Annotated in this window: 10 protein-coding genes and 1 pseudogene; 2 read left to right on the forward strand and 9 right to left on the reverse strand. The window is 29.3% G+C overall.

Annotated elements, in window-relative coordinates:
* Positions 1-12: 12 nt before the first annotated feature.
* The gene (locus BN6774_RS11285) at positions 13-5,976 is read right to left on the reverse strand and encodes a M60 family metallopeptidase (RefSeq protein ID WP_066893679.1); all 5,964 of its coding nucleotides are present in this window, start codon (positions 5,974-5,976) and stop codon (positions 13-15) included.
* Between the two features lie 393 nt (positions 5,977-6,369).
* Here BN6774_RS11285 and BN6774_RS18735 point away from each other — a divergent pair, with 393 nt between their 5' ends.
* Both BN6774_RS18735 and BN6774_RS18740 read left to right on the forward strand, forming a co-directional pair.
* Positions 6,370-7,047, forward strand: a complete 678-nt coding sequence (locus tag BN6774_RS18735) for a helix-turn-helix domain-containing protein (protein ID WP_066893682.1) — start codon at positions 6,370-6,372, stop codon at positions 7,045-7,047.
* A gap of 38 nt (positions 7,048-7,085) precedes the next feature.
* Positions 7,086-7,934 carry an IS3 family transposase gene (locus tag BN6774_RS18740; protein ID WP_235829653.1) on the forward strand — a complete coding sequence of 283 codons (849 nt, stop codon included), beginning with the start codon at positions 7,086-7,088 and terminating at the stop codon, positions 7,932-7,934.
* A 63-nt stretch (positions 7,935-7,997) separates the two neighbouring features.
* Here the strand turns inward: BN6774_RS18740 and xdh are convergent, their stop codons facing one another.
* From xdh to BN6774_RS11335, 8 genes and pseudogenes are all read right to left on the reverse strand, one after another.
* On the reverse strand, positions 7,998-10,556 hold the full coding sequence (gene xdh / locus BN6774_RS11300; protein WP_066893685.1) for a selenium-dependent xanthine dehydrogenase: 2,559 nt from the start codon (positions 10,554-10,556) through the stop codon (positions 7,998-8,000).
* A 58-nt stretch (positions 10,557-10,614) separates the two neighbouring features.
* The gene (locus BN6774_RS11305; protein WP_066893687.1) at positions 10,615-12,351 is read right to left on the reverse strand and encodes a 4Fe-4S dicluster domain-containing protein; all 1,737 of its coding nucleotides are present in this window, start codon (positions 12,349-12,351) and stop codon (positions 10,615-10,617) included.
* 33 nt (positions 12,352-12,384) lie between these two features.
* Entirely contained in the window at positions 12,385-13,713 is a 1,329-nt protein-coding gene (gene ssnA, locus BN6774_RS11310; protein ID WP_066893689.1) for a putative aminohydrolase SsnA, read from the reverse strand.
* 274 nt (positions 13,714-13,987) lie between these two features.
* Positions 13,988-14,653, reverse strand: a complete 666-nt coding sequence (locus tag BN6774_RS11315) for an HAD family hydrolase (protein WP_066893691.1) — start codon at positions 14,651-14,653, stop codon at positions 13,988-13,990.
* Positions 14,654-14,668: 15 nt separating this feature from the next.
* Positions 14,669-15,619, reverse strand: a pseudogene (locus BN6774_RS11320) (sigma-54 interaction domain-containing protein); the annotation flags it as partial.
* 523 nt (positions 15,620-16,142) lie between these two features.
* On the reverse strand, positions 16,143-17,363 hold the full coding sequence (locus BN6774_RS11325; RefSeq protein WP_066893694.1) for a YgeY family selenium metabolism-linked hydrolase: 1,221 nt from the start codon (positions 17,361-17,363) through the stop codon (positions 16,143-16,145).
* 149 nt (positions 17,364-17,512) lie between these two features.
* Positions 17,513-18,082 carry a molybdenum cofactor cytidylyltransferase gene (mocA, locus tag BN6774_RS11330; RefSeq protein ID WP_066893696.1) on the reverse strand — a complete coding sequence of 190 codons (570 nt, stop codon included), beginning with the start codon at positions 18,080-18,082 and terminating at the stop codon, positions 17,513-17,515.
* A gap of 9 nt (positions 18,083-18,091) precedes the next feature.
* Positions 18,092-19,453 (reverse strand): 8-oxoguanine deaminase, encoded by a 1,362-nt coding sequence (locus tag BN6774_RS11335; RefSeq protein ID WP_066893698.1) that lies wholly within the window; start codon positions 19,451-19,453, stop codon positions 18,092-18,094.

Consider the following 19,453-nt stretch of genomic DNA (forward strand, 5'->3'; position numbering starts at 1 on the left):
AGTCACCTTTAATTATTTTCTATTGTCAAATATATTTTTCATTAATTCACTCTTTATCTCAATTATGTTTTCATTTGATTCTGATAAAGTTCTAACTTTAGAGTTATTTAATTCTATTTCAGGTAAGTTACTTAAGTCACTTGGTAATTCATATAAGAAAGTATCACTAACTAATCTTTGTCCTATTGGAGCTCCTGTATTATCAAGTTTATTATATCTGTAAAGCTCTGCCTTTATTTTTTTACCTTCTATATTTCCCTCTTCTTTTTGTTGCTCAGGAGTTATCCAATATAACCAATTTCCTTCTGCAACTTCTCCAAGTTCTGCATTTTCTGGTAGTTCAGCTAATAATATAGCTTGTGCTTTTAATGCAAAATTATCATCATTTTCATTTAATACTAACGGAACATTAAAAGCAGGATCTCCTTTATATTCCCCAGTAATTATTATTGATCCGGCAGGTATAACTTTACCATCAGCATAAGCATAATCTGATTTTAATCTACCTACACCATTTTTATAAACTTTATCCCCATTATCTATACCTATCTCTATGTTGTCTCCTGTAGGTCCTAATATATCAAGCTCTGCTATAGAAATAGAACTTGCTCCCTTAGCCACTAACTTAACGTATTGTGCATCATATGCCCATAATTGAGTATTTAAACTACTTCCATTTTCGTTAAAGTAAATTGTATTTTCTTTGTTTGTGTTAAAGCTTCCTGAATGAGCCTTAGTCCATGACTTTCCATCCTTGCTTACAAAAACTTCATATTTACTTATTGGAGAATATGTAGCCTGTGAATTTCTGTTAAAGAATCTCTTTAAAGAGAACTTACTATTTGAATTTTGGCCTGGATTATATCTTAAACCTATCACTGACTTAGAATCTCCTAAATCTATAGTTACGTATGGATCTCCTGAAACGATATTACCACTATTATTAGTAGTCTTTGAAGCTGTATAAATTGTATTTGGATCATTATCATTTATTTTCTTAATACTTCCATTTTGAGCTTGTCCATGTCCTGAATTTTCATCTGAAACATCTTCTAAGCTTCTTGTATTTGTATCGAATACCCAATTACTCTTAGCTATACTTCCATCATGGTTTACTTTTACAGTTCCAATTACAGTTTCTTCTGTAACATTTAAGTTATAATCATATGCTTTAACTTTATATTCAAAAGTTTTATTATTAACAGCATCTATTTCATCTACATAGCTAGTTAAACCATTATTTCCATTTTTATCTCTTTCCACAAAACCAACAACAAACTCTTTTGTTCCTGTAGAAGTTGATTCTTTTCTTATTATTTCATATCCTAGTATTTTATCTGAATCTTTATTTACACTTAATATTAAAGGTACTTCTTTTTGATTTAAATAACTTCTATCTTTAATTTGTTGTCCTGAAGCATTCAATCCAAAAGTTGCACTAACCTTAGTATCATTTGACATATCTAATATACTTGTGTCGCTTCCAGCTGCTAGTCTAAGTCTTCTTGCTTCATCATTTAAGTAATAAATTGATTTATCTTCTTTTGGATATTTCATATTATTTAAATATATATTTGTTTGTGGACTAGCAACTAATCCCCACTTTTCAAAGAATGTTCTCAAATCTTTACCTGCTGCATCCGAAGCTCTCATTATAAATGTTTGAGCTGTTCTATCATATCCAGGCTCTGATACTGCTATTCCTTTTATTCTTGTATTTCTATACAATTTAGCAAAGAAGGTATCATTATTTAGATTGTTATCAGAATTTAAATTTAGCATATTATAAGTATAATCATTATCATAAGCTAAATGTAATTGCCAGAACATTCCAAGTCTAGTAAATACATCACTTGCAATACCTACACTATTAGAAGTTACCTTATCGTAAATACTACTATATCCACCTTCTAATCTTGACTTATTTACATCATTAAATGTTTGAGTTATGAGTGCTAATATATTATTTGTAGTTTCGGTATATGTTAATCCATTTATATCGTGAACATGTCCAATTTCATGCGATATTCCCCATCCAAATAACTCACCTTTATCTGAATTTACTAATTGACCATTTTCGTTAAATTCAAATGGGACTCCTGTCATCATTCCTGGTATAGAACCATAACCTATTCCAACGTGATGTGCTGATGCATACATAAATGCTCCAGTAAACATTCTTTGATATTTAATATTCATACGGTTTTTAGGAGCTCTATTTTCATTGTAGTATTGATTTTCACTTTTCCCACCTAGTGCCTCTAAAGATATGTCAGTTATTTTTCCATCCTTATCAAAGTCTATTGCCTCTTCAAGTAAACCTTGTTGAGAATAAGAAACCTTCATTAATTGTTCCCAGGCAAGTAATGTATTATAAACTCTATCTACTTGAGCCTCTTCATCTCCTATTATTCCATTTTGTATTCCAGCAAGAACTTGATCTGCTGCAAGAGAAAGCATTACTCTTTCCCCTTCTATTTCTGTAGCATTTAATATAGAAGTTTGTGGATCATAAGTATAAATATTATTTACATTATCCTCTGTAGTTGCACTATCTGGATATCTATTAGGTAATGAACTTACATAATTTTTTAATTCTTTAATATAAGTTCTTATTTTTTCTTTAACTTCATCTTTTTTAGATACATCATCTATTATATTATTAACATTTAAATGAGGTATTTCTGTTCCACCACTTACTCTAACTCTAAAAGTATTATTTTCTGCAAATTTACTCTTAAGACCTATATAAAGATTTCCACCTTTTTCGTAGTTCATATCAAATCCAGTTGCTGGTATTTCTATCTCATTTTTGCCTATTGATAATTCTTTAATAACCTTATAAGCTGTACCACTTTCTGCATTAAATTGAGTTAATACTAAATCAAACTTAGTATCTTTTCTATCAGGGCTACCTATATATATATTTACTTTATCTCCTGGTTTAACTGCAACACCTAATGACTGATAGTTATTTGTTTGACCAATAGTATTTTGCGGCGCTAGATTATGTATTTTTGAATCTAAAGTTATTATTTCATCCTTAAGCATTACATCATCTAATAAATCTTGAGCTCTTTGTAAATCTTTTAAAATTTCTGATTGATTTGGATGATATTCTAAATTTATTGGGTCAATTGTATTAGCTCTCTTGGTAAGTTCATCTAACATTCCTTGATTTACATCATCTTTTAGCTCTAATTTTAAATCATCTACAAATAAAGCATCTACATTTGCTTCTAAGCTATCATATTCATAGAACTTAATTTCTGACATACTTACAGCACGTCTTCCGTACCAATAATTAACAGTTATTCCTACTTTTATTTTCTTTGTCTTTATTGGTTTTTCTAATACTATATTTACTACTTGCCCGTTGTTACTATCATAAGAATTAGATTTTACTGTTTCCCATCTTTGTGTTTCTTCGTTATAGTAATCTATTCTAGTTCTTTCTGTAGATTCTTTTACATCTAATCTTCTTATAACCTTAAGACTTCCAATCTCATATTCTTTATCAAATGTTACAACTGGACCACCATCACCATAATCCCAATCCATATGTTCCCAGTAAGTAGTATAATCATTATCTACAATAGCATCTTCATCAGTAGCATTAGCATCAGCCCAAATATTCCCTTTAGGAAGCTCCACATCTACTATATGATTAGTTAATTCATTTGTTCCCTTAGGAGTATTTATAAGTTTGTAGTTAGTTGTTACTGGAGGTACTAATTTAGTTGTAGAACCTATATAAACTTGGGATAATCCACCTGTTCCATGGTGATTAGTTGCCGTCATCATTATTTCATAACTACTTGTATCTTCTAATTCTGTTATTGTATATGATGTCGCTCTTATAAAATCTTCTTTATTAGTTTCTTCTGGTTTTAAATTAGAAGCTCCTGTTGGAATATTATCCTCTATATCAGAATCGATATACTTCTCACCTTTATCATTAGCTTTTACCCAAGCCTTTTCTCCAACTTTTCTGTAATATAATTCATAATCTTTTGCTTTTGCATGTGATTTCCATGAAACTGTAAGATTTTTGTATCCTCCCTTTACAGTTATTCCTTCAGGACCTTCTGGTGCTGTTTCTGGTATTACTTGTAATTCAATTATTGAATCTTTACCGAAGTTAGAATCCCCTTCACTAAGCTTTCCAGTTTTAGAGTCCCAAGCAACTGGATTGTAATTTTCATCAACGTTATCAGGTTTACCATCCTTATCATTACTATTATTACTTGAATTTATTTCACCAGTTATCGACTCATTGTATCCATCTTGCTCATCTTTATATCCACTTTTCCAATCTCCAGATAAGGATTGAATACTTACTCTATAAATTCCATAAGCTTCTACTTTCTCTATTCTTAAAGAATTTTCACTTGTTTTATAATAACTTGTACTCTGTACTTCTGCACTATTTGGTCTTAATTTTTCAACTTTTATTTCATAACCAGTTACATTAGTTTCATGATCCCATCCTATTGTCATAGATTCTTGTCCAACTTGAGTTGTACTTGTAAACTTATTTATAACTGGTATATTCATTTTTGGTTTTGGCATTTCTTTATAAACATTGTTTAAAAATTCAACTTTAGCTATTTCTGCTAAATTTTTATTATTTCTAGAACCAGTAACATTTATCGTTATTTCGCTTACTGCTACTTGCTTCCCTAAATTAATTACTATACTTTCTTCTGCTGTACGAGCTCCTGAATTTAATGATTCAATATTGCTTTCATCAAACTTAAAAATTTCACCACCAATAACTACACTACCTTTTGTTGGAGCATTAACACTTGGAGCTTTTATTACTATTTGCTCTAATTCATTTAAGCCTTTAGTAATTCCATTTAAGTCTAACTTAACAGAAATAGGATTTTCTTCACTTAAAGTTTCTCCCTTTGTACTCTTTAAACTTACACTATTACCATTATCTTTTAATAAATCCGTAATATCAGAACCTTCACTTACTGAAGTTCCTTCAACAGCCTCAGCTTTAACACTGTTAGGATCTATTATTATATCTGTATCAATTATTTTAGCTTCTTTTATTTCTTTATTTAAATTTTGATGTATGTATGTTAAATCTGTTATGTCTACTTTTCCATCTCTATTTAAATCATATTTTACATCTTTAGTTCCTTCTTTTATTGCAGATTTTAAATCTTCATAATCTTTATCATTTATAATATTATTCCCATCTACATCTCCAACTAAAAATGTCCCAAAATACTCTTCCTTAACATCATCTTCAGTTTCTACTGTTCCATTATCATCTAAAACTATTACATTATCTGAAGTTCCAACCAAAACTCTCTTAGAAGTATTTTCAATAACGATATTATCTATCTTTGCATTTGTATATCCACTTCCTAAAATTTCTATTGAATAAGTCCCAACAGGAATCTTATCAATTGTTAAATGATAAAAACCTATTTCTGTTGCATCATTCGCTAAACTTTTTCTCGTTGAATCCAAAGCTTCTAAATAATAGTTTGCATCTCCAATTTTTCCAGATGTAATATCATTTCCTAAGGAAATTTCACCTATGCTAATTCCATTTGAATTTTTCAAGTTAATTTTTATATTTGTTTTTTCTTTTGTATCTATCTTTATAGGTGTTGCAAAATTTAAGTCTACTTCTAATTTTCCAGTCAAATTATAAGTTTCATCTTTTATTGATTCTTCTTTATCAGAATCTTCCACTATCATATTATCTAATTTTTGTTCTTCTTCTATTTTGTTTTCTTCTGTTATATCAACTTCTTCATTACTATTGTCTAAAAATGGTTTTGTTTCTTCAATATTTTTTATCTCTTCATTTTCATTTACAACTTCAGAAACAACTTCACTTGTCACGTTTGTATCTTGTTTATTATTTATAGTTTCTGCAATTGCTATATTCTGTACTTGGCTTGTTATTAAAGCAGCTGCTACCATAGCTGATATTTTTCTTCTATTCATAATTTAACCTCCTTTATATTTTTACAAAAAAAAAAATTATACACTACATATAATTTTTTTATCAGCAAATATATTGCATTGTTTTTATTCAAATTTTATACATCTAATAAACAGATTTACTATTTATTTTAAATAAAATATACCATAAACTCACAATATTTCTCAATAATTTTATATTTTTTTTCATAATAATAATTTTCCTTTAATATTTTTTAAAAAATAATAATTTATTTTTTAATTTATTTTTTCTAAAAATTTGTACTTTTATGTAAACATTCTGTTAATAATATTTAATGAAATAAATAAAAAAGTACTAGTATTTATAAATGATATGCTCCCATTATAGTAGACAGTTAAAATAATAAAACTGTTCTATAATGGGAGGATTTTTTTATGTCAAGAAAAGCAAAAGTATCAACTGAGATAAAAGTCCAAGCCGTTGAAGATTATTTAATGGGTATAAAAAGTTTATCTGAAATAAGTAATGAACTAAATATCTACAGAAGTGCTATTTCGGCTTGGGTCCGCAAATATAAAACCTTCGGGAAAGACGGTTTGCTAAACAAAGGATATAATACATCTTATTCTGCTCGAGTTAAAACTCAAGCCGTTATCGATTATCTTGATGGTAAAGGATCATTAGATGATATTTGTATTAAATATAAGATAAGTGCTATTGGTATTCTCCAGCAATGGATTAAGAAGTATAATGATCATAAGATATTTAAATCTCATTCATCTAAAGGAGAGAAACTTATGATTACCGGAAGAAAAACAACTTATGAAGAAAGAATTGAAATAGTATCATTTTGTATTGCTAACGCTCAGGATTATAATTTAACTGCTAATAAATTTAATGTTTCATATCAACAAGTTTATACTTGGGTGAAAAAATACAATAAGGATGGCTATAACGCGCTAGTCGATAGACGCGGTAAAAATAAACCCTTTGAGAAGTTAACTGAATCTGAAAGATTTTCTGCACAATTAAAACTTTTAGAAGCAGAAAATAGACGTTTAAAAATGGAGAATGATTTCTTAAAAAAATTAGAAGAGATAGAAAGGAGGTAGATAAATACACTATTTCATCTACAGATAAGTATATTGCTATTAAGGAATTACATGAATTAGGGTATTCAATTGTTGAACTATGTAAATGCGCTAAGATCGGACGTGCTTCTTACTACAAGTGGTTAAATCGCTCACAGACTGAAAGAGATAAAGAAAATAAGGTTATTCTAGATGAAATTATTAAATTATACTCAGAAGTTAAAGGGATTTATGGCTATCGCCGTATAACGCTAAATATAAATAATAGACTAAATTCAAACTATAATCATAAGCGTATATACAGACTTATGAAATCTGTAAAGCTTACTGCTGTTATTAGGAGAAAAAAGAAAAAATATATTAATAGTACTCCACAAATTACAGCTGAGAATATTTTAAATAGAAAGTTTGTGGCTGATAATCCAAATGAAAAATGGCTAACAGATGTTACTGAGTTTAAACTAACTAATGGAAGTAAAGCTTATTTAAGTGCAATACTAGATCTTGGTGATAATAGTATTATTTCTTATGTTCTTGGTAGGTCTAACAATAATAAATTGGTTTTTGATACTTTAGATAAAGCTATAGAAACTAATCCGACCGCAACGCCACTATTTCATAGTGATCGCGGATTTCAATATACATCTAAAGCATTTAAGTATAAACTAAATGAAATTAATGCAATACAAAGTATGTCTAGAGTTGGTAGGTGTATTGATAACGGCCCTATGGAGGCTTTTTGGGGTACTCTAAAAGTTGAAATGTATTATCTGCGAAAGTTTGATACATTTGAAGAACTTGAACAAGCTATTGATGAATACATAAATTTTTATAACACCAAAAGATTACAAAAGAAATTAAAAGGCATGGCTCCTATTGAATATAGAAGCCACACCTTAGCAGCATAATTTTATATTATTTGACCTGTCTACTTGACAGGGAGCAGTTCATAAATACTAGTACTTTTTTATTTATTTTTTTACTTTCTTATAAAATGTATTTTCAAGAGGTAACTTTGTTCTAAAGTTTCCATCTAATTTAAAGTATGCTCCTTGAATAGCTGGTGCAGCTGGCACTACAACTATTTCTCCAACACCCTTAGCTCCATATGCTAAATCTTCCTTATTTTTCTCTACTAAAATTGGTTCTATTTCTGGTATAGCAGTAGATCTAAATAATCCTAACGTTCCAAATCTAGCAAGTGGAACACTATCTTTTAATGGATAATCTTCTGTTAGTGCATAACCAAGACCCATTACAACTCCACCTTCTATTTGTCCTTCAACAGCTATTGGATTTATAGCTCTTCCTACATCATGTGCCGCAACAACTTTAAGCACTTTACCGTTATCATCTAAAACTACTACTTGTGTAGCATATCCATAAGCAACGTGACTAACTGGATTAGGTTTGTCGCTTCCCATTGGATCTGTTGGTGGACAGAACTCTGCATAAAATTCTTCATTATCTATATTTTCAAGAGCTTTATTATCAAGTACTTCCTTTAACTTTAATGCTGCAAGTCTTGTAGCTTCTCCAGTAAGAACTGTTTGTCTTGATGCTGTTGTTGTACCTGAATTAGGTGCTTCAAATGTATCTGGATTTTCAAAGATTACATTCTTAGGATCAACTCCTGTCGTTTCACAAACAATTTGAGTGGCTACAGTTCCCATTCCTTGTCCTATACAAGCAGCTGAAGTTCTAATAGTAACTTTTCCATCTTTAACAACCAACCTGCATCTTCCTGTATCTGGAATACCAACTCCTAATCCTGAATTCTTAAATGCACAAGCTATTCCTACATGCTCGTTATTATCAAAAACATCCTTAACAGCCTCTAAGGTTTCTACTAATGCAGTTCCTTCATCTGCAATTTGACCATTTGGTAAAACTTGTCCAGGCCTTATTGCATTTCTATATCTTATTTCCCAAGGAGATATACCAACTAATTCGGCAAGCTTATTTATATTACACTCATTAGCAAAAGATGATTGAGTTACACCAAAGCCTCTAAAAGCTCCTGCTGGTGGATTATTTGTATAAACTGCTGTTCCTTCTATATCAACATTTTGATAGTTATAAGGACCTGCTGCATGAGTACAAGCTCTTTGTAATACTGGCCCACCTAAAGAAGCATAAGCTCCAGTGTCTGAAATTATTCTCGCCTTCATTCCAGTTAAAATACCATTTTCATCGCATGCTGTAGTAAATTCCATTTCCATAGCGTGTCTCTTAGGATGAATTATTATACTTTCTTTTCTACTTAAAGCAACTTTTACTGGTTTCTTAGTATGATAGGTTAAAAGTGCAGCATGGTGTTGTACACTCATATCTTCCTTACCACCAAATCCACCACCAACTAACATACTTTTAATTCTTAATTTAGTTGGATCTAAATCTAAAAGCTTACCTATTTCTCTTAATTCATCATAAATACCTTGTCCGCCAGTATATACAGTTAATACTCCATCTTCATAATTAGCTACTGCACATTCTGGCTCTAAGAAGGCATGTTCTGTTGCAGGAGTACTATATCTTTCAGTTACTACATATTTAGAGTTTTTTATAGCTTCTTCTGCATTTCCTCTTTTTAATGCTTGCTTACTTAATATATTTCCATTAGGGTGAATACTAGGAGCTCCTTCTTTCATAGCTACTTCTGGGTTAGTTAAAGGTTCTAACTCTTCATACTCAACTTCTATTAAGCTTAATGCTTCTTTTAAAGTTTTCTTATCCTTTGCAGCTACTAAGGCCAAAGCATCTCCTAAATATCTTGTAGTTTCACCTATATCAATTAATGCTGGCCAATCTTGAACTAAGTGTCCTATATATCTATCTCCAGGGATATCCTTAGCAGTTAATACTGCATAAACTCCATCTAATGCTTTAGCTTTAGATGTATCTATATTTTTAATTAATGCTCTTGGGTATTTTGTTCTTAATGCTGAACCTTGTAACATTCCATCAAAGTATAAGTCGTCAGCATATTTTCCTACTCCTAAAGTCTTTACTTCTGCATCAATTCTAGGTAAATTTTCTCCAACTAATCCTTTGCAGTAAACCTTAGGAACTTCTTCATTACTTCTTAATAATTCTGCTACAAGTTTTATAGCTTCCATTATTTTTACGTAGCCAGTACATCTACAAATATTCCCCTTTAAAGCATTCTTTATTTCTTCTTCTGTAGGATTTAATTTTTTATCTAATAAACCTTTTGCGCTTATAACCATACCTGGTATACAAAAACCACATTGTACAGCTCCACACTTTCCAAAAGCATAAGCAAATACATCTCTTTCTCTTTCACTTATACCTTCAACAGTTATTACTTCTTTATTTTCTAATCTACTTAATTTTTGAAGACATGCTCTTTGTGCTACTCCATCTATTAAAACCATACAAGCTCCACAAGCACCTTCTGCACAACCATTTTTTACGGATGTAAGTTGCTCAACATCTCTTAAATAATCTAATAAGCCCATATCTTCTCCGTGAGATACTGCTCTTCCATTTAGTTTGAAACTAAACATTTACCCTTCCCCCTTAAATTATCATACTAATAATTTATTATTTTCTTATGCAAATTTATTAAACGTATTGTTTTAACTCTTCTTCCTTTATAACATTTACTTTATCAATATAATGAGGATAATCTTTTAAAATAGTTTCTACTGTAATTTCTAATTTACTCTTATCTTCTTTAGAATTAACTTCATATATATATTCTCTTCCATCTTCTCTTAACAAGAATTTTTCTTCTCCGACTCTTAAAAGTCCAGTATTATTAGAGTTTTGATATTCTTCTAAGTCTTGATATATAGTTGTTTTCTTTAAGTATGGGAATCCACCCTTAGGACAGAACATATGACAGTTACCACATTCATTACACATATTTTCAATATGAGTAATTTGATAATTAGCTGCAAGTCCTTCAACAGCAACCTTCATATTAGCTCTATTTGGACATACATCTACACATATTCCACAGCTCTTTAAACAATCAAAAGTTTCTAATTTATCTTCAAGTACTCTACCGTTGCCTTTATTCTTATAATTAGCATCATTTTTAGCTTTTTCTGCTAATTCTTCTAAAGCTTTAATATTTAAACCTTCTGGTGCATGTCCTAATTTTTTCATTTCATTTAATACAGCATTATTATTTGCATATCCTTTAGGTTGTAAGAATAATGTTGCAATAGTAATAGGAGCTATACCAGTTGTAAATACATCTAATGCGTTATTCTTATCTATTCCACCTGATATTGATATCTTTATATCTTTAAACTCATTTGCAATTAATTTTGCTACATTAATTGCTATAGGATATAGAGGTTTTCCTGACATATACATTGCATCACCAGGCATAACATTTCTTGTATTTACTACAGGTAATGTATTTGTTAACTTAACTCCAAAAGTTAAATTATTTTCTTTACCTACAGCTAAAAGCTTTGTTATTATTTCTTTTGCCATATCAAATTGTAGATCATGTTCAAAATCTTCTCTCTTTAATTCTATGTCGCTATAACCTAAATCATCTAAAATCTTTCTTACATTATCATATCCTAACAATGTTGAGTTGCATTTTAATAATGTATTTATTTTCTTATCTGATATTAAATGAGTTGCTATATCTAATATTTCACTTGCCTTACAACCATGCATTGTAGAAAGTGTAACTATATTAGTTATCTTAGAAGTAATTTTTTCTATATCTTCTAATTTAAATTTCTTAAATTTATTAATATTTTTCTTTAATACTTCAATACATTCATTAAATACTTTAGTGTCTTTAGCTTCTTTTAAATCATCTATAAAATCAGAAATTTTCTTTGATTGGATTCCCTTTAAATCATATCCTACGCTTATATTAAGTATAAAATCTTTAGAATCCGATAATCCTAATTCAATTGCCATAACTTGTAATAATATAGAAGCTTTAATATATTCTTCTTTTGCTTCTTCAACTGTTAACTCTGTTGACCATTCAACGTTATATCCAACATTTTTTGCATCTATACATGGTCTAGCTATCATTTCTTGCATTTCTTTACCGTCTACTATCTGCACAGTCTTAGGTTCAAAATACCTACATCCAGTTAAATAAGCAGCTAAAAAGTTTTGAGTTAATTGTGTGTGGGGACCAGCTGCTGGTCCTATTGGGAATCTTAAATACTCTCCGCAGAAATCCATTTCTATACTATTATCTATATCTCTATAGAAATCTTTTTCTTCTACTCCAAATATTTTTCCCTTTGTATAATAATCTTCAAGGGCTAAATTAAGAATTCTTTCAAAGGACATTATTTTCATTACATCACTCATTTTTGCTCCACCTTCCTAAATATATATATAACTTTACATCTTTTCCCATAATTTTTGCGCTACTTCTCTAGATTCTGCAAATATTTTTTCTTCATCTATATTAATTAGTTCTCTATCTTTCATTACAATTTTTCCATTAATTATTGTTGTAATAACTGATCTTCCAGTAAATCCAAATAACATATGACCAAATAAGTTGCTTGAATTCATAGGTGTTAGCGGATTATAATCTACTATAATTACGTCTGCATAAGCACCTTCTTTTAAAATTCCAAGTTCTTTTTTAAAGTATCTATTTGCAATATTTCTATTATTTTGAAATAGTAATTTGAATGTTTCATTAAATGCTACACTTGGATTACATCTGTTATGTCTTTGTATTATAGGGAAAACCTTCATTGATTCAAACATATCACTAGTATAGCCATCTGTTCCCATTCCAATATTTATTCCTTTATTAAGAATTTCTAATACTGGCGCACATCCAACAGCATTTCCCATATTTGACTCAGGATTATTTACAACATTTGTATTAGTTGCTTTTAATAAATCCATTTCTCTATTATTAATATGAACACAATGTACTGCTAAAGTCTTTTCACCTAAGATTCCATAATCAAATAATCTTTCAACTATTCTCTTGCCATTATTTTTTAATGAATCATGTACATCTGTAATTCCTTCAGCAACATGAACATGGAATCCTGAATTTAATCCCTCAATTTCCTTAGCACATTTTTCTAAAGTTTCATCACTTAATGTAAAGGAGGCATGTAATCCAAATAAACCCTTAATCATATCACTGTCATCTTTATTTGCATATTTTATAAAGTTTACGTTTTCAGCAATTCCTTCATTAGTGATTTCTATTCCATCTCTGTCCGAAACCTCATAGCATAATGATGTTCTTATTCCAAGCTCTTTAGCAACTTCTCCTATTGTAAATAAACTATTAGTTATATTCATGGGGCTTGCATGATGATCAAATACAGTAGTAACTCCATTTTTTATACAATCAATATATGTTGTATATGCGCTATATCTTGTATCTTCAAGAGTTAGTTTCTTATCTAACTTCCACCATAATCTTTCTAATATTTCATTAAAATTTTGAGAAGGTTCTTCCTTGTTGTCCATACCTCTTGCAAAGGCACTATAAATATGATGGTGAGTATTAATTAATCCTGGCATAATAACTTTGCCTTTTGCATCAATAAACTCACACTCTTTATACTTATCTTTTAAATCTTCATAATTTCCAACCTCTAGTATTACATTATCTTTTAATACTACTGCTCCATTAGTTATAAAAGGATTCTTAATATCTTGAGTTATTAACATCCCATTTCCTATTAGAATCATTTTTCTCCCTCCAATATAATAGAATTATTATTATTTAAAGCATTAATCATGCCAAAATAAAATTTTAACAATATATCTACCTTCATTTAGTCTTTTTGTATCTAACTTTTTCTTAACAATATATTTAAATTGATAAATTTTATATTTTTTATCATTTTAGTAAATATAATTATCATTTTAATAAAAAAGTGGATATATATAGTTTGCTATTCACTGCAACCTACATATATCCACTTCAATATTAAATAAAATCATAAAAATATGTTAAATAAATTTAATTAACATCTTCTAGTATTAATTTTTTTAGTTCTTTTACTTCTTTAAAATAATAGGTAGAATTACTTTTCATAAATTCAATTACTTCTGGAATAACATGAGACCAACCAGCACTTGCAAAATCAACATCACAAGCTTTAGCCATATCTAATCCTGGCTTTAAATCATCTACCATTAAAATATCCTTTTCAGTTAAGTTAAATAGCCTCATAGTTTCTTTAATTGAGAAAGGATTAGGCTTTCTTTGTTCTTCCTTCAAGTCCCAGCCAAATATTTTATCAGGTATTACTCCGCAATTATATATATAATCCCTCTCAATTTGATTACTTTCAGAATGAGAAGAAACACATATAATGCCACCTTTTTCTTTAAATTCTTTTATTAACTCACTAAATCCTTCATAAAATTTAGGAATATTTGCTTTTGTATAATTTGTCCATATTTCATATTGATATTTTTGTTCTTCTTCATTAAATTTTAAAATATCCTTACAAAATTCAGAAAATCCAGGTTTAAAACACTTTAAAATAAACTCTTCAATAGTTAAATTGCTTAAATTTGGTCTCAAAACCTTAAGTGCTTCTATAAAAGAAGGATAATGAATACTAGGAGTACTTTGTACTACAGTATCATCATGATCTAAAATTAAACATTTATATTTCATAATATTTTTACCTTTCTAACTCTTTCTATATAAGGTAGCAAGTCCAATTCCTAATTTTTTTGCAGCCTTAGATTTTCCCTTTGTATCCCTACCATACTTTGATAGGGCAAAATTTATATATTTTTTTTCTAATTCTTCTAAGGTTATAAAGTCATCTTCTATTATATTTGTCAATGTATCATTTTTTTTATTACTATAATATTCAGCAATATAATCTGGTAAGATATCTACAGTTATTAAATTATCCTCTCCTACTAAATTCATCATAAATTCTACAGCATTTTGTAACTCTCTTATATTTCCTTCCCAAGGATAATTTTTCAGTTTTTCTATAACTTTTTCTTCTATTTTTATCTTAGGTAATCCATAACTTATACAATATTTGTCTATAAAATTCAGAACTAAAGGCTTTATATCTTCCTTTCTTTCTGAAAGACTAGGTAATTCTATAGGTATTACATTTATTCTATAATATAGATCCTCTCTAAAAGTTTTTTCTTTAATCATTTCTTTAATATTTTTATTAGTTGCTGCAATAACTCTTATATCTAAATTTATCATTTTATTAGAGCCAACTTTTGCAAACTTTCTTTCCTGTAGGACTCTAAGTAATTTAACTTGTAATGCTAAAGGCATATCCCCTATTTCATCCAGAAATATTATCCCACCATTTGCCAATTCAAATTTTCCAACACGCCCTGAATTACTTGCTCCACTAAAAGCTCCCTTTGCATAGCCAAAAAGTTCACTTTCTAATAACGGTTCCGGTATTGCTGCACAGTTTATAGCTATAAACGGCTTGTCTCTTCTATTACTTTGAGAATGTATTGCCCTTGCTATTACTTCTTTTCCTGTACCACTTTCTCCAGTTATTAGTACCGATGAAGTTGAATTAGCTATTTTAAAGATTTTATTTTTTATACTTTTCATAGCTTCTGATTCTCCAATTACATCTTCAAGTGGAACTTCTCCCCAAACATTATTTTTTGTTTCATAATTGCATTTATCTTTATTACAAATTTTATTTAATATGATTATCTTACTATAATTATAGGAATCACTATCAAAACTTAAAACTTCACCTATTCCATCATAATCCTTTTCTTTGAACTTAATTCTAATCTTATTTTCATCGTCCCTATTTTTTAAATCTACCTTTATTTTTGTAACTTCATTATTTCCAACACTTAAGGCTTTTCTCACATAATTGTTAGCATAAATTACTTTATCCTCGGCATTTAAAATTATAATTCCATCACTAATTTTATTAGCAATATCTGTAATAAATCTTTCTTCCATGCTACCACCTTTTATTCCATAGTATTTATAAAGTCTTAACTATATGTTACCATTTTTCATTTAATTCTACAAATAAAAGGGTAGCCATATATTACTATGAATAAAAAAAGTATGCCATATAATATTATTAAACTAATTATTACAACATTATATAACACACTTATTAAATTTATTTAATAATAATTACCACTTACCTAATTTCAATCTTCTTTAAATACATCTTAGGAATTAAAGCATACATTGCAGCTGATTTTACTATTTCACTTTTCCATGTTCTCTCGTTTGGAGCATGGGCTTGATCCTCATGTCCTGGCCCAAAACCTATACAGGGTATACCATATCTACCCATTATAGAAACTCCATTAGTTGAAAATGTCCATTTATCAACAATAGGCTCAACTCTAAAAAGATTTCTATATGTTTCCACTAAGGTTTGACATACATCATGTTCCTCAGGTATTACCCAAGTAGGAAAATATGATTTTGTATTATAGGAAAGACCTGTATATGATACTTTGTCATAATCATAAATAGAAACTCTAGCATTAGCTTTTTTAACAGAAGGTAGATTCTTTATTTGTTCTATAGCTGATTCATAAGTTTCATCATAGGTAAGTCTCCTGTCTACAGAAATACTACATCCATCTGCAACAGCACATCTCGATGGTGATGAATAAAATATTTCAGATACTGTTAATGTACCTTTACCTAAAAAATCATTATATGATAACTTCTCATCTAATTCCTTAAGTTCGTTAAGAATTGAAGCCATTTTAAATATAGCATTATCTCCTCTTTCCGGAGCAGATCCATGGCAACTAATTCCTGAAGTACTAATTTTAATTTCCATTCTTCCTCTGTGTCCTCTATATATATTACAGGAAGTTGGCTCCGTAATTACTACAAACTCAGGTCGTACTTCATCTTCATTAATAATATACTGCCAGCATAAACCATCACAATCTTCTTCTTGTACTGTACATGTCACTAAAAGAGTATAATCATCCTCTAATTCTAATTCTTTAATTATTTTTGCAGCATAAATCATAGCAGCTATGCCACCACCTTGATCACTAGCACCTCTACCTAAAATTACTTCTTCATCCTCATCCCCCTCATAAGGATTATAATTCCAAAGACTAGGATCTCCTACCCCAACTGTATCTACATGTCCGTCAAGAGCAATTAAATGACTTCCTTTACCTAAATAAGCTAATAAGTTACCCATAGGATCTATTTCTATCTTATCAAAGCCTACTTTTTCCATCTCTTCTTTTATTCGTAATATCTTATTTTTTTCGTAACAACTTTCACAAGGTATTGCAATAATTTCTCTTAAAAAGCTACTCATATCATCTCTGTACTTTTCTGCACATCTCATAACCTTATCAAAGATATTTGTATAATCCATACTGCCCCTCCACCTATTTATCCTTTATTTATTATTAAGTGAAGCATTTTCTATGCCAATGAAAACTTCACATTTTCCAGATAAAATACAACATAAGTAGTTATCATTATGATAAAATATATCATAATGATAACTACTTAGTAATTTTTTTATATCTTTGATAACTTCATATAATCTTCCTTGGTATCTACATCTTCTAAAAATAATGGATTCATTATATCCACATATATTACTTTCTCTTTATTATTTTTTATTATCTCTCTTCCACCAATATCTCCAGTTAATAAATTTAATTCTTTTTTATATATTTTAGGAAAAATGACTGGACTACCAGTCCTTTCATTCATCCTAGGAACTATAATACTCTCATTTGACTTCTTTGAGACCTCTATAAGTTTATTTATTGACTTAAAATCTATAAAAGGTTGATCTCCACAAAAGAACATAAAATCTTCCTCAATCTTAGAACTATTTATTCCAAGCCTTATTGAAGAACTTTGTCCTAAATGTGCTTCCTTATTTTCCACAACTTTTATATTTTCTAATTTTCCCATATCTAATATAGTTTTTTCTCTTGCAACTAAAATAATATTGCTAATGTTACTTTTTTTCACTTCTTTAATTACGCGTCTAATAATTTCTTCATTATTTATTTTCATCAATAATTTATTTTTCCCCATTCTAGTACTAAAACCAGAAGCTAATATTATTCCATTCATATTTCACCTTTATATTTTATTAAATAAATTTTCTACTGCCTTCCTACTTTCAAATACAATTTTTTCTTCATCTATTGTGATTAGCTTTCCTTTTCTAACTACTACCTTACCATTGATTATAGTATAATCTACAGGTGACTTTAATCCCACAGTTCCAAGTATTGATTTTGGATCATACTCTGCTCCTATAAATTCTATTCTATTAGAGTTTATCATAAATATATCAGCTGCTTTTCCAACTTCAATTTTTCCAATGTCACTCCTACCTAGTACTCTAGCACTACCCTTAGTAGCTAGCTTAAGTATATCATATCCTGTTGGTGCTTTATTACTCCAATTTAATCTATGCAGCAAATAACAAACTCTAAGCTCTTCTAATAAATTAGATCCATCATTACTTGCACTACCATCTACAGCTAATCCTACTGGAATATTCATTTTAATCATTTCAGGTATTCTCGCAATTCCTGAGGATAATTTCATATTAGATATAGGACAATGGGCTACTCCTGTTTGAGTTTTAGCTAAAACTTTAAGTTCTTCATCATTAAAATGAATGCCATGAGCATACCAAACATCACTACCTACCCAACCTAACTTATCCATATACTCTAATGGTCTCATTTTAAATCTTTCCATGGTATATTTTTCTTCATCTTTAGTTTCTGCCAAATGTGTATGCAATCTAACATTATACTTTCTTGCTAAGGTTGCACTTTCTTTCATAAGTTCAGCAGTAACATTAAAAGGAGCGCAAGGTGCTAACACAATTTGACTCATAGAAAATTCTTTATCATTATGATATTTTTTTATTACCCTTTCTGAATCATATAAAATTTTATCAATACTTTGCACTACTGAATCCGGTGGTAACCCTCCATCCTTTTTACTTAAATTCATACTTCCTCTTGAAGCATGAAATCTTATGCCTAATTCTTTTGCAGAGTTAAATTGTTCATCTATTAAAGTTTCTTCGGCAGCTGTTGGAAAAAGATAATGATGATCAAAACAAGTTGTGCATCCATACTTTATAAGCTCTCCCATTCCAACTAGTGAACTATATCTTACAGATTCCGATACTACTCCCTTCCATATTTCATAAAGAGTAGTAAGCCAATCAAATAATTCCATATTTTGAACCTGAGGAAGATTTCTTGTAAAAGTCTGAAAAAGATGATGATGACTATTTATTAATCCAGGATAAGCATACATATCCTTACCATCTATTACTTCATCAGCCTCAAAAGTATCTTCCCCAATGTATTTTATTATACCATCTTCTATAAATAAATTTATATTTTCTAATAAACTATCTTTATTGTCACAAGTTACTAAAGCTTTTATTTTCTTAATAAATAAAGTTTTGCTCAT

Source organism: Clostridium nigeriense, from assembly GCF_900086595.1.
Taxonomy (GTDB): Bacteria; Bacillota; Clostridia; order Clostridiales; family Clostridiaceae; genus Clostridium; species Clostridium nigeriense.

Excerpts from the sequence above, each read along its gene's own strand:
- BN6774_RS11285 (WP_066893679.1), bottom strand. The coding sequence starts at position 5,976 with ATGAATAGAAGAAAAATATCAGCTATGGTAGCAGCTGCTTTAATAACA.
- BN6774_RS18735 (WP_066893682.1), top strand. The coding sequence starts at position 6,370 with ATGTCAAGAAAAGCAAAAGTATCAACTGAGATAAAAGTCCAAGCCGTT.
- xdh (WP_066893685.1), bottom strand. The coding sequence starts at position 10,556 with ATGTTTAGTTTCAAACTAAATGGAAGAGCAGTATCTCACGGAGAAGAT.
- BN6774_RS11305 (WP_066893687.1), bottom strand. The coding sequence starts at position 12,351 with ATGAGTGATGTAATGAAAATAATGTCCTTTGAAAGAATTCTTAATTTA.
- ssnA (WP_066893689.1), bottom strand. The coding sequence starts at position 13,713 with ATGATTCTAATAGGAAATGGGATGTTAATAACTCAAGATATTAAGAAT.
- BN6774_RS11315 (WP_066893691.1), bottom strand. The coding sequence starts at position 14,653 with ATGAAATATAAATGTTTAATTTTAGATCATGATGATACTGTAGTACAA.
- BN6774_RS11325 (WP_066893694.1), bottom strand. The coding sequence starts at position 17,363 with ATGGATTATACAAATATCTTTGATAAGGTTATGAGATGTGCAGAAAAG.
- mocA (WP_066893696.1), bottom strand. The coding sequence starts at position 18,082 with ATGAATGGAATAATATTAGCTTCTGGTTTTAGTACTAGAATGGGGAAA.
- BN6774_RS11335 (WP_066893698.1), bottom strand. The coding sequence starts at position 19,453 with ATGAGCAAAACTTTATTTATTAAGAAAATAAAAGCTTTAGTAACTTGT.